Below are 11,814 nucleotides of genomic sequence, written 5' to 3'. Positions count from 1 at the left end.
TCATGATAACAAAACCATGAGGTCACCTGCTGACTCAGGCGGACAAACCGACGCCCTTCAGCAGCACCCGCGTCACGTTCTGCACCGCCTGCTCGAATTCCCGATCACTCAGCGCCTTGCCCTGATTGAGCACCGCGATCTGGTGATCGAAGTCGGCGTAGTGCTGGGTGCTGGCCCAGATCATGTACAGGTAGGCGGAGGCATCGACGTTGTCGATGCGGCCTTCGCCGATCCACTGGCGCAGGCGTGACTTCTTCATCTCGGCCCACTCGTCGAGCCACACCGTCAGCTCTTCGCCTAGCACCGGCGCACCCTGCATGATCTCGCTGGCCCACACCTTGGAGCCATAGGGGCGCTGGCGCGAGTGCATCATCTTGGCGCGAATGTAGGTGGAGAGCACCAGCTGCGGGTCGTCGTAGGCCTCGAAGCACAGCGCATCTTCCTTCCACAGCGCCAGCAGGCCATCGAGCACCGCGCGATACAGCGCTTCCTTGGTGCTGAAGTAGTAATGCAGATTGGACTTGGGCAGCTCTACCTCGGCGGCAATATCGACCATGCTGGCGCCGACATAGCCCTTGAGAGCGAAGATCTTTTCGGCGGCGAGCAGGATGCGGCCGACATTATCCTTGCGAATCTGAGACTTGCGAGTGGTCATGCGATCCCCTGACGCGGTGCTGGCAGTGCGATGAGAATATCACAACCGCACTGCCAACATGTCTGAGCCGTCAGGTTTGCCCTGCCATCCGGCAAGGACGACGACTTCTCTGCAAGTGCTGTGCAATCCCGCGCCAGCGCGGACCTGCAAGAACCGCGCCCGCCACATCACTCGAAGACCGCGCCATCGATGAAGCCATCCGCCGGCATCGGCACCTGGCCCGCCTCGCCGCTTAGCCACCAGGGCGCCGGATGCGTGCCTTCACTGCGCTCATCCGCCACCGGCACCACCATGCCCAGCTTGCGGGCCGCCGTGCGGTAGAGATCCGGGCGCACACAACGTGTCAGCGTCGCCTCGAGATCCTCATCATTGAAGCCCTGCAGATGCCCCCAGCGCTGCATCTGGGCGATGTACCAGCGGGTCTGGGAACGCCACGGGAAGTTGGCCGCGTAGCGATGGAAGATGGTCCAGCCGGGATTGTGCTGCTGGAAGTCGTCCACCGACTGCTCGACATCGACGTCTTCCAGCCCGAGTGTCACCACGCTCATCGGCACCTCCGGCATGCCCTCTTCGTGCAGCCACTCGGCGGCTCTGGCCCGATTGCCGGGGCGGTCCAGCCAGGCGCAGGCATTGAGCAGCGCGCGAATCAGCGCCTGATGCGCCAGCGGATGCTGCTCCGCCCAGTCCTCGCGCACGCCCAGCACCTTTTCCTGCCCGAAGCGCCAGATATCGTGACTGCCCGCCACCACCTGTCCCATGCCCTGCGCCGCCGCCAGGCTGTTCCAGGGCTCACCGACACAGAAGCCATCCAGCGCACCGCTGGCCAGCTGCGCCGCCATCAGCGGCGGCGCCACGGCACGCATCTCGACGTCGCGGTCCGGATTGATGCCGCCCGCCGCCAGCCAGTAACGCAACAGATAGCGGTGCGAGGAGAACGGGTGCACGCTGGCCAGCTTGAGCAGCGGCTCGCCGCGCTGCTTGCGCTCGTGCACATGCGCCGCCAGCGCCTTCGCGACCTGCAACGGACTGGAGAGGTCGTGGCCGTCCTCGCCGAGGGTGGCCATCAGCGCGCGCGACAGCGTGATGGAGTTGCCGCCCAGATTCAGTGTCATGGCGCTGATCACCGGCGTGGCGCGGCCATCCAGGCCCAGGGTCGAGGTCAGCGGCATCAGCGCCAGCATCTGCGCGCCCTGCAGCACACCGGTCTGCAGGTCATCACGCAACGCCGCCCAAGAGGGTTGCCACTTGAGTGTCACCGCCAGCCCCTCCTCGCGGAAAAGCCCCAACTGCTCAGCGACCACGAAGGGCGCGGCATCATTGAGTGGCATCAGGCCCAGCGTCAGCTGATGGCCATTCAGGGGTACATCTGTGGGCATCACGCACACCTCTTGAACGATCGAGAGAGAAGGACAGTACGGCGACCGGCTCAGCGCCGACGCGCGGCCTTGAGCAGCTCATCGGCCAGCTCATGCAGGGCCAGGCGCCGGTTCATGGCGGTCTTGCGCAGGTATTGGTAGGCGGCATCTTCACTGAGCCCACGCGTCTCCATCACCACGGCCTTGGCACGATCCACGCTGCGCCGCTGCACCAATGTGGTCTGGGTACGGTTGAGCTCCCCCTTGAGCGCACGGTGCGCCTCGAAGCTGGTGATGGCGACCTCGACCATGCTGCGCACCATCGCTGGCATGACGTGGTCCACCACATAGGCCGAGACACCGGCGCCGGCCGCCTCACGCACGAGGTCCGGGGCATCTTCACTGGCCAGCATGATCATCGGCTTGGGATAGCGTCGCCCCAGCTGGCCGAGATGTTCCAGGGTGTCGCGGCTGGGCAGGTCGGCGTCGATGATCACCGCATCGGGCTGATGCTGCTCGACCAGCGCGTGCAGGTCCTCGTGCTCGTCAACGCGCAGCGCCACCTCGAAGCCGGCGCTCAATAGCGCCTGCTCCAGCGCGGCGGAGCGCTCACTGCGGACATCGACGATCAGCACGGTCACGGGCATGTCAGGTTTCCTTGGGTCGGGCATGAGACTTGCGGTACACCCAAGCAGGATTCGTGCCGCAATCTGGTGCAACCCTGCGGCCAAAGGCCTTCAGAGCGGCCGAGCCGAAAGCGTCGCTGCACTGCAATGAGGCACGCGCCTGCCCGCCCCTCCCAGCGCCATCTGCGTGCGCCAGACTGGTACCTCGCGCCTTGCTGACGCACCGCCAGCGCGCATCCAGCCCGGGACACCGCCTGCGCGCGCCAACCCACCGCCCTCGCCAAGCCATTGATCTTCTGGGACTTGTCCCGCCCACACCCCCGCAACTGGCGCGCTACTTGCTTTGTTCCTGTCACTTGCCGCACAGACGCTCTGCTGCCGGCAACCATGGCATCACCGACTGCTGCCATCGCTATCCATGACGTGGACCAGGCTCTTCGGAGTACGAGTGCGTCGAACCAGGCCCCTCAATGACGAGGCGCCCTTGCTGTCGTTCATTCACAGCCGTTCGACCACTCGCCGAGCACACCTGACTTCGTGCCCGGCACCGACGCTGAATCAGGAGCCCACTCATGGATATCCGCAACAAGGCCAGCCGCATCCGGCTGTTCAGCTTCAACACCCCGCAAATGCGCGCCTTCCACATGTCGTGGTTCGCCTTCCACGTCTGCTTCTTCGGCTGGTTCGGCATCGCGCCGCTGATGGCCGTGGTGCGTGACGACCTCGGCCTGACCAAGACCCAGATCGGCAACACCATCATCGCCTCCGTCGCCATCACGGTGATCGTGCGCCTCGCCATCGGCGTGCTGTGTGATCGCATCGGGCCACGCAAGGCCTACACCTGGCTCTTGTGCCTCGGCTCGCTGCCGGTGATGTGCATCGGCTTCGCCGACAGCTTCGAATCCTTCTTCCTGGCCCGTCTGGCCATCGGTGCCATCGGCGCCTCCTTCGTCATCACCCAGTACCACACCTCCGTGATGTTCGGCCCCAACGTGGTCGGCACCGCCAACGCCACCACCGCGGGCTGGGGCAACCTGGGCGGCGGCACCACCCAGATGCTGATGCCGCTGGTGATGGCCGGCCTGCTGATGCTGGGCGTCGAGCAGACCCTGGGCTGGCGTCTGGCGATGGTCGTGCCGGGCATCGTGCTGTTCCTGACCGGTATCGCCTACTACTTCTTCACCCAGGATGCCCCGGACGGCAACTTCAGCGAGCTGCGTGAGCGTGGTGAGCTGCCCAAGGCCGAAAAGGAATACAGTATGCGCGCCACCTTCGGCGCGGCGGCACGCGACATCCGCGTCTGGGCCCTGTTCCTCGTCTATGGCGCCTGCTTCGGGGTCGAGCTGACCATCAACAACGTCGCCGCCATCTACTTCTTCGATCACTTCGATCTCGACCTCGCCACCGCCGGTCTCATCGCGGGGCTGTTCGGCCTGATGAACCTGTTCGCCCGCACCCTGGGCGGCGTGTTCTCCGACCTGTTCGCCCGCCAGTCCGGCCTCAAGGGCCGCGTGCGCTGGCTGTTCATCGCGCTGCTGTGTGAAGGCGTCGCGCTGGTCGGCTTCGCCCAGATGGAAACCCTCGCGGTGGCCATCGGCATCATGCTGGTCTTCAGCCTCTTCGTGCAGATGGCGGAAGGCGCGACCTTCGGTATCGTGCCCTTCGTCAATCGCAAGGCGCTCGGCGCGGTCGCCGGTATCGTCGGTGCAGGCGGCAACGCGGGCGCTGTCGCCGCGGGCTTCCTGTTCCGCAGTGAGGAGCTGACCTACCAGGAAGGCCTGATGTACCTGGGCATGGGCGTGATCGTGATCTCGCTGTTCGCGCTGCTGGTGCGCTTCAGCGCCGCCACCGAAGCCGAGGAAAGCCGCGCCTACGATGCCGCCGTCGCGGACCGCAAGCAGCAGAGCGAGCAGCAGCCCGCCTCGGCATAAGCGGATTTCCTTCTCCCCGAGCCAGACACAAGAAGGCCCCACCTCATGGGAGGCGGGGCCTTCTTGTGTCTGGCGACAGCTCAGGTCAGCGGCGACTCATCGCAGCGCTGGCAGCCGAGCCTCAGCTATCGGTGGCGTTCTCGACGCTATCACCGGCTTCCTCGACGGCGTTGTCCATCTTCTCACCGGCCTTCTCCATCGGGCCTTCGTCCTCGCAACCGGCGAGCGACAGGCCACCGAGACCGAGCATGGCAATCATCAGCGAACTACCCAGCGTCTTGAGCTTCATGATGTCTCTCCTTGAATCATCGGTCGGAATGACGCGACAGCTGCCATCACACGCAGGCTGCCACGTGGTGTTACCCATGACATGGAGCGGGAGCCTTGCCGTTTCAAGGGTCACGCAACGCCGAGTTGCCTGTTGCTGATCAAAACCAATCGCTCAGGGCTGTTCAGGACACCCGCTAAGGGCTGCTCAGATACCCAGCTCAGAGAAGGTATCGGGAAACTGCACTTCACCGCCCAGCCCCTCCAGATAGTCCGGCAGCAGCTCGAAGGCGACGAAGGAACCCGGCACGTCGTCATGATGGCAGTAGAGCCCGTAATGACACGCCGGATGAAAGCCCAGGTGGGTATAGAAATCCGCATGGCCGGCCGCCACCACGGCCCCCGCCCCCAGCAGCCGACAGCGCTTGACCGCCGAGATCACCAGCCGCTTGCCGATGCCGTGACGCTGATGCTGGGGCAGCACCGCCAGCGGCGCCAGCGCCATCAGCACGCGGTCTGGATAGCCGGAAAGCTCCACCCGCGACACCATCACATGCCCCAGCAGGCCGCCCTCGCCTTCGCTGAGGTGACGGCCGGTCTCCGGGTCGGTGACACGCTCGGCCACCAGCGAGATCTGCGCCAGATTGCCTCGACGCAATCTGTCACCCAGGCGCGCTTCACGATGGCCGGCAAAGACGGATTCATGAATGCGGTAGATGCGCTCATGATCAATGAGACGTTCTTCACGGATGCGAAGATTATCGACGGCGTTGGCAGTCATCACGAGGTACCGGATCAGCGCCCTGATGGTCAGGGACGTTACCTCAAGCTTAGCCACCGCCCGCAGCGGCTGCGAGCGTCAATCTGCTGCTCAAAAAGCACGATGCCCGCCGTGGTGGCGGGCATCGCTTGGGGTGATATCAAGGTCGCATGGCAGATGAAAAGCCTGGTTCAGTCCCTCTCAGGCTTCTCGCCGATACCGGTCAGACACGTCACCGACACTGCTCGAGCATCGCGCCGACGCTGCCCGCCTCAGCTCTTGAGACGACGCGCGCGGAAGGAGCGCCCCTTGAGCTTGCCGTTCATCAGCTGGGTGAGTGCCGACTTGGCGACATCACGCTCCACGGCGAGGAAGGTGGTCCGCGCCAGCACCTTGATCTTGCCGATCTTGCTGCCTTCCAGGCCGCCGTCACCGGTCAGCGCGCCGAGGATGTCGCCGGGACGCAGCTTGTCCTTCTTGCCGCCATCGATCTGCAGCGTCGCCATGCGCGCATGGAACGGCTCGCGCGTCAGCATGCTTTTCGAGGGCAGCGGCTCGGCTTCCAGCGTCTGCTCGAGGAATTCGCCCAATTTGGTCAGGCGATAGTCTTCCTTCTCGGTGTACAGCGTGCAGGCGATGCCGGAGCTGCCGGCACGGCCGGTACGCCCGACACGGTGCACGTGGGCGTCGAGATCACGCGCGATCTCGTAGTTGAACACCGCATCCAGCGCTTCGATATCCAGCCCGCGCGCCGCGACATCGGTGGCCACCAGAATCGAGGTGCTCTTGTTGGCGAACATCACCAGCGTCTGGTCGCGCTCGCGCTGTTCGAGGTCACCGTGCAGCGCCATGGCACTGAAGCCGTGCTCATTGAGCGCGTCGCTGACTTCCTGCGCCTGACGCTTGGTGTTGCAGAACACCACGCTGGATTCCGGGCGGTACTTGAGCAGCAGGATACGTAGCGCCTCGAAGCGCGCCTCGTCATCGGCGACACGGTGGAACAGCTGACGGATGCTGCTGTCATCGTGGGTGGAGGCCACCTCGATGCTAACCGGATCACGCAGCATGCGCTCGGCGATCGGACGCACGCCATCGGCGAAGGTCGCGCTGAACAGCAGCGTCTGACGCTCCTCCGGGGTCTCGGCGACGATGGCATCCAGCACCTCGGCGAAGCCCATGTCGAGCATGCGGTCGGCTTCATCCAGCACCAGGGTATTGAGCTCGACCAGGCTCAGGCTGCCCTTGCGCAGATGCTCATCCACGCGCCCCGGCGTGCCGACGATGATGTGCGCGCCGTGTTCCAGCGAGCCCAGCTGCGGGCCGAAGGGCGCGCCGCCGCATAGAGTCAGCACCTTGACGTTGTGAAGGCCACGCGCCAGACGACGGATCTCGCCGGCGACCTGATCGGCCAGCTCACGCGTCGGGCACAGCACCAGTGACTGCACACGGAAGCGCGAGACCTTGAGACGCGACAGCAGCCCCAGGCCGAAGGCAGCGGTCTTGCCGGAGCCGGTCTGGCCCTGGGCGATGACATCGCGGCCTTGCAGCATCGGCGGCAGGCTCTGCGCCTGAATCGGCGTCATGGTGTGATATTCGAGCGTGGCGAGGTTGTCGAGCAGCTCGGGCGCCAGCGCCAGAGAGGCAAAGGCAGGGGTGGCGGTGGCGTCAGTCACGGGGACATTCCTTCAATCGATGAACAGGCACGAGCCGAACGGGCTTACGCGCGGGCGCAGAGCATAGCAGAGCGTGGCCACTAACGCCTGCCACGGATGCCAGCACCTGATACCTGCTCCCCAGGCGAGATAGCCTTTTTGAGCAACGCCCTCTCTTGCCCGCCAGACTCACCTCTCAGCACACCGTATGAGCCAGCTCGAATGTGACTCAACTCAAAGCATGATTTTCGTCACGACAGGATTCGATTCCCGCCAAATATCATTTATTAATTATCGTTAATTAAACAAAATGGCCAATTGTCAGCTGGCATGGTACGGAAACCAATATCAGACGTTGGCTGAGTCGCTGCGTATTTCACGCCATGCATTTCCTGCAGCGCACTTCATGAAAATGGCGCTGGCATTCGTGACGGGTTAATCATCAAGACGTTCTTGTTATCTGCCTCAGACTATCAGTGCCAATGACACACCAGAATTGGCGCATACCGAGATGGGCCCACCCCCATGCCGAGCATGAGGAATGCCACCTCTCATCAGTGATGTACTGCGGGATACCGCTCGGCTGCCGCAGTGGTGCCGCTGCGCGCCCAGAGACTAAATCTGAATCGATGTCATGAATATCAATGACTTGCAGATAACGAAATGCTGTCCGTGCCGCACAGGCGTTTTCGATCTCGGGGTGGTCTCCCGAATTGGAGCGTTGCAAGCGTACTGACAGCTCGTGCGAAACCGGTCATCACGCTGGTCATGAAAACGGTCATCAAGCCCGGCGCAAGGCACAGGTCGCCGGCACTCAGAACCGGCACTCAGAACCGGCAACACCATGGAAACACCATTGATGTGAATCCTGCAGCTTCATCGCCACAATGCACGTCACTACGTGCATGCAAGTTGCTGTAATAGCACGTCAAAGAACAAATGATATCGCACGGACAGGCGATCTTTGCCACCCGCAACACCACGGTCACCGCTGCCCCGACAACAGGGGAGCAGCAATAGAGCGGCGCAGTCTTCAAGCCGCCAGCTGTCAGAGGGGATCACACCTCTCTACCGAAACAGCCACAAGATGTCACTACGACCCAGGGAGAAAAACGACATGAAGGACCTCTCAAGAATCACGGGCTACGGATGTATCGTGGCCGGTGTCGGCCCGGCAGGCATGGGATTTCTGTTCAATGCCCTCAAGACAGGCCAGATCACGACACTGGCCCGCCACGGACTGTTGATTCTCGATGCCGGCGGCACCCACGCCGGCGGCAAGCTTGGCGCTGGTCGGCTGGGCGAATATCGCATCACCGCCAACTCGGTCGGCGATGTGTTCCTCGACTGCCTGCGCGACCCGGCACTCGCCGACGTGCTGGCCCCGCTCGAAGGCGAACCCTGCCTGGAGCGAATCCGGGCCGACCCCTACTCCTCCCCGCGACTCGATGAGATCGGCGAGCTGCTGGAAGCCGCCAGCGCCCTGGTATTGGCGCACATCACCGCTCTGCCGGGCGTCGAGATGTGGTGCGGTACCAGCCTGGATACGCTGCGATACCTCGACGGCACCAGCATTCTGACTCTCTCGCATGAACCGGAGGTGGCCCAGCGCACGACGCGACTGCGCACCGATAATCTGGTACTCAACCTGGGCGGCCAGCAGTGCCCGGAGCGATTGATCCAGAGCCTCAATCGTCAGGGACTGACACCGTCGCGGCGGGCACGCATCTACAGCGGCGATGAGCTGTTGCGCATGCCACCGGGACAGCTGCGCAGCCTGCTGCTGCCGCGCCTGCGGCGTGGTGGTCGCGTCTGTGTGGTGGGGGGCTCGCACAGCGCCTTCTCGATGCTCGACGTGCTGGCCGACGCGCTGCGCAATACCCGCGTCAAGGAGATTACCCTGCTGCATCGCTCGCCGATTCGACTGTTCTTCGAGAATGCCGAAGAAGCGCGCGCCGCAGGCTATCACTACGATGCCGAGCGCGATGTGTGCCCGATCAGCGGTCGCATCAACCGCTCCGGCGGGCTGCGCTACCGGGCACTGGCCATCGGTCAGGAAATACTGGCCACCGGCCGCATCGAAGAGTGCGCGATGGACATCCAGCTGGTACAGACCGGCCCCGGCAGTGCCCAACGCCTGGAACTGGCCAGCGAAGTGCTCGCCGACGCGCCCATCGTGGTGCAGTGCAACGGCTATCAGCCGATTCTGCCCACCATCAGCGACGCCCATCATCAGCCCATCACACTGCGTGAAGTGAATGGCGGGCTGGATTCCGATGCCAACGGCAACCCCTGCGACATCCACGGCCAGCGTCTTGCGGGCCTCTACATGTTCGGGCTGGGCGCCGGGCTCGCCGTCGACCCGACGCTGGGCAGTGAAGCCTCCTTCGATGGCCGCATCTACGGCGTATGGCAGTTCCACAATCACGCCAGCCTGCCGGCCCTCCACGCCATCATTGCGCGCAACGCCAGTGACGACGCACTCGGCAGCGACACTGCTCACTCCGTCGGTCAGGTGATCGCCAGCGATCGCGGCATGGCAAGCGAAAGCGGCAGTGGAATGACCATCGACAAGACCAGCGACAAGACCAGCGCAAACAGTGTCGTCAGCGAGAAGGCCAGCGCGGACAGCCTCGCACAGGCGAGCGAAGCCGAGGACTTCTCCAGCGCCCTCAAGGTGCTGAGTGACTCACTGGGCCTGCAGCAGAAATCCCGCATGGCGTAGCAAGGCATGACGTGACCTGAGCAAGCACAGTGCTGCCTGTGGGCCTTGCCATCAGATGATTACGTAACGCTGATTATGGTGCACAGAAGGTACAATCATAGGCTTTATAACCTGAACACAAGCTAATCGATTATCTTTTGGATAAACACAACAAGAAACCACACATAAAGACGCTGGAATCCCACTCTCCCCGGCGCAAGCAAGAAAGGCCACACGAAGACGCACGATGGCGATACCTCCCCACATGAAAGCGCCGCCCGGGCATGTCCCGAGCGGCGCTTTTGTGTGTCATCTCAGCAAGAGCCGTGGCCGAACCTTGCAGCCAGCTCGGCCACGGGCACTTAGCGTGCCGCTTCTTCCTCAAGACGCGCCTGCTTGCCACCGAGGGTGAAGCAGGTGTCGATCTCGCGCAGCATGAACAGCGCGACACAGGCGGCCAGCATCGGCCAGGCAGCGAAGAACAGCAGGTGATCGAACGGGTCCAGGTACTGCTTGAAGGCAGAGAAGGTCGACCCGGCGTGCAGCAACAGCACCAGACCGTAGGTGAGGGTCTTCTTCACGCCGGTGACGAACAGCAGCAACAGCACCATCTCGATGACGGCAATCGCGATGACGATGCCCTCGCCCATGCCACCGATGGCATAGAATTTCTCGAAGATGGCGGCGGCGTGGCCAGGATTGAAGAACTTGTCCAGTGTCCACATCGTGATCACGAGGAAGACCCCGAGGCGCAGCAGCAACAGGGAAATGCGGATTCGATCGGCGTACTTCGTCATGTCAATTCTCTCCAGGGGGAATGGGTCAGCGCTGCAACGCAGCAGGCACGTACTGCTGTGTACGCACGAAGTGGCTGCCTGGTTGCATCGATTGATGATTTTTCTCGCAAAATTAATCACTTGGCAGCGCAATCCCGCCGCGTGACACTTGGCGCAAACGCCTGCCGCATCGAAGGGTGTAGCGCCCTCAAGCTGCCATTGTTGGGCAAAACAGCAGCAGTGACTGCCGCGCAAGAGACATTGACTCGCCCGCCATCCAACACTCTGCCTTTCTCGCTGTCTGATCCAGCAGCGGCTAGCGCCTTTGCTGCCTCGCCCTGACCTTAGACCCTAGCCCCTCGCCCCTCGACCGGCCTGCCGGTTCGCCCTTCGCTCTGGAGTTTATCCACATGGCCTCCAAGACTGATCATCCGTCTGCTTGCCCACCGTCAGACGCTTCAATGCCGGGCTCTTCCACCCAGCCATCTCCTGCGCTGCGCCGCTGGCAAGCGCCCGGGCCTGGCGACTCGCATCTGCAGGCCCGCATTGCAAAGGCGCGCTTTCCGGCCTTGAGTGCCCAACTGCTGGCGCATGCCGCGCGCATTGCAGCAGAACGCGAGCGCGGCGAGATTCTCGACTACGCCTGTGCCATGAGTGCAGTGCCGACGGTGATTCAGGAGATCTGGCTGGCCAGTGGCGAGCTTGAGACATTCGCATTACGCGAAGGCATCCAGATCGAGAGCCTGGCGGAGCTGCTGGGCGAGCACACTCCGCCTGACAGCCCCGCCACCGCTGCACAAAGTGGCGAGCCAGCGCGGGTCGTGAGGCCCCTTGATACTTTCGACTGGCTGCATCTGGCGCTGGAGCAGCTGTTGCAGATACATCAGGATAAGCAACGTTTACACTCAGACTGATGTATCTCGGCGCCAAAACTCGTATGGTGAGAGAGAGGCTCGGCCTGTCGTCGATCAAGATGACGCGCGAGCCTCGAGCACGACTGTCATATGCACGACTGGAACGCATTTCTGGTACGAGCAACAAGGCACGACATCAAGCACAGCACGCGGAGCAGAACATCACGATCGATC

10 protein-coding genes are annotated in these 11,814 nt (G+C 63.1%); 3 read left to right on the top strand and 7 right to left on the bottom strand.

What is annotated here, in order from left to right; all coding sequences use genetic code 11:
• Positions 1-34: 34 nt before the first annotated feature.
• The 3 genes from AOG28_RS03430 to AOG28_RS03420 all read right to left on the bottom strand — a co-directional run bounded on the left by AOG28_RS03430 (position 35) and on the right by AOG28_RS03420 (position 2,657).
• Positions 35-655, bottom strand: coding sequence for a TetR/AcrR family transcriptional regulator (locus AOG28_RS03430; protein ID WP_043333730.1), 621 nt, complete (start codon positions 653-655; stop codon positions 35-37).
• Positions 656-822: 167 nt separating this feature from the next.
• Positions 823-2,031, bottom strand: coding sequence for a CmpA/NrtA family ABC transporter substrate-binding protein (locus AOG28_RS03425; RefSeq protein WP_054555321.1), 1,209 nt, complete (start codon positions 2,029-2,031; stop codon positions 823-825).
• Positions 2,032-2,081: 50 nt separating this feature from the next.
• On the bottom strand, positions 2,082-2,657 hold the full coding sequence (locus AOG28_RS03420; protein ID WP_054555320.1) for an ANTAR domain-containing response regulator: 576 nt from the start codon (positions 2,655-2,657) through the stop codon (positions 2,082-2,084).
• Positions 2,658-3,208: 551 nt separating this feature from the next.
• On the opposite strand from AOG28_RS03420, the gene AOG28_RS03415 reads away from it, so the two are divergent.
• Entirely contained in the window at positions 3,209-4,567 is a 1,359-nt protein-coding gene (locus AOG28_RS03415) for a NarK family nitrate/nitrite MFS transporter (RefSeq protein WP_043333727.1), read from the top strand.
• Between the two features lie 121 nt (positions 4,568-4,688).
• On the opposite strand, the gene AOG28_RS18500 is transcribed toward AOG28_RS03415, so the two are convergent.
• The 3 genes from AOG28_RS18500 to dbpA all read right to left on the bottom strand — a co-directional run bounded on the left by AOG28_RS18500 (position 4,689) and on the right by dbpA (position 7,267).
• Positions 4,689-4,856: a hypothetical protein gene (locus AOG28_RS18500; protein WP_166019763.1), complete on the bottom strand. Its 168-nt coding sequence runs from the start codon at positions 4,854-4,856 to the stop codon at positions 4,689-4,691.
• A gap of 186 nt (positions 4,857-5,042) precedes the next feature.
• The gene (locus AOG28_RS03410) at positions 5,043-5,615 is read right to left on the bottom strand and encodes a GNAT family N-acetyltransferase (protein WP_054555319.1); all 573 of its coding nucleotides are present in this window, start codon (positions 5,613-5,615) and stop codon (positions 5,043-5,045) included.
• A gap of 251 nt (positions 5,616-5,866) precedes the next feature.
• A complete protein-coding gene (dbpA, locus tag AOG28_RS03405) occupies positions 5,867-7,267 on the bottom strand; it encodes an ATP-dependent RNA helicase DbpA (RefSeq protein WP_043333726.1) in 1,401 nt (466 codons plus the stop codon).
• Positions 7,268-8,363: 1,096 nt separating this feature from the next.
• Between dbpA and AOG28_RS03400 the strand changes: the two genes are divergently transcribed.
• Complete coding sequence (locus AOG28_RS03400; RefSeq protein ID WP_152965319.1) at positions 8,364-9,971, top strand: pyridine nucleotide-disulfide oxidoreductase; 1,608 nt, start codon at positions 8,364-8,366, stop codon at positions 9,969-9,971.
• A gap of 341 nt (positions 9,972-10,312) precedes the next feature.
• On the opposite strand, the gene AOG28_RS03395 is transcribed toward AOG28_RS03400, so the two are convergent.
• On the bottom strand, positions 10,313-10,747 hold the full coding sequence (locus AOG28_RS03395; RefSeq protein WP_043333725.1) for a hypothetical protein: 435 nt from the start codon (positions 10,745-10,747) through the stop codon (positions 10,313-10,315).
• Between the two features lie 389 nt (positions 10,748-11,136).
• On the opposite strand from AOG28_RS03395, the gene AOG28_RS03390 reads away from it, so the two are divergent.
• Positions 11,137-11,640 carry a hypothetical protein gene (locus tag AOG28_RS03390; protein WP_152965318.1) on the top strand — a complete coding sequence of 168 codons (504 nt, stop codon included), beginning with the start codon at positions 11,137-11,139 and terminating at the stop codon, positions 11,638-11,640.
• Positions 11,641-11,814: the final 174 nt, after the last annotated feature.

Origin of the sequence: Cobetia sp. UCD-24C, from assembly GCF_001306765.1 — a bacterium.
Taxonomy (GTDB): Bacteria; Pseudomonadota; Gammaproteobacteria; order Pseudomonadales; family Halomonadaceae; genus Cobetia; species Cobetia amphilecti.
The sequence above is the reverse complement of the archived record's forward strand: the minus strand, read 5'-3'. Positions and strand labels throughout refer to the sequence as shown.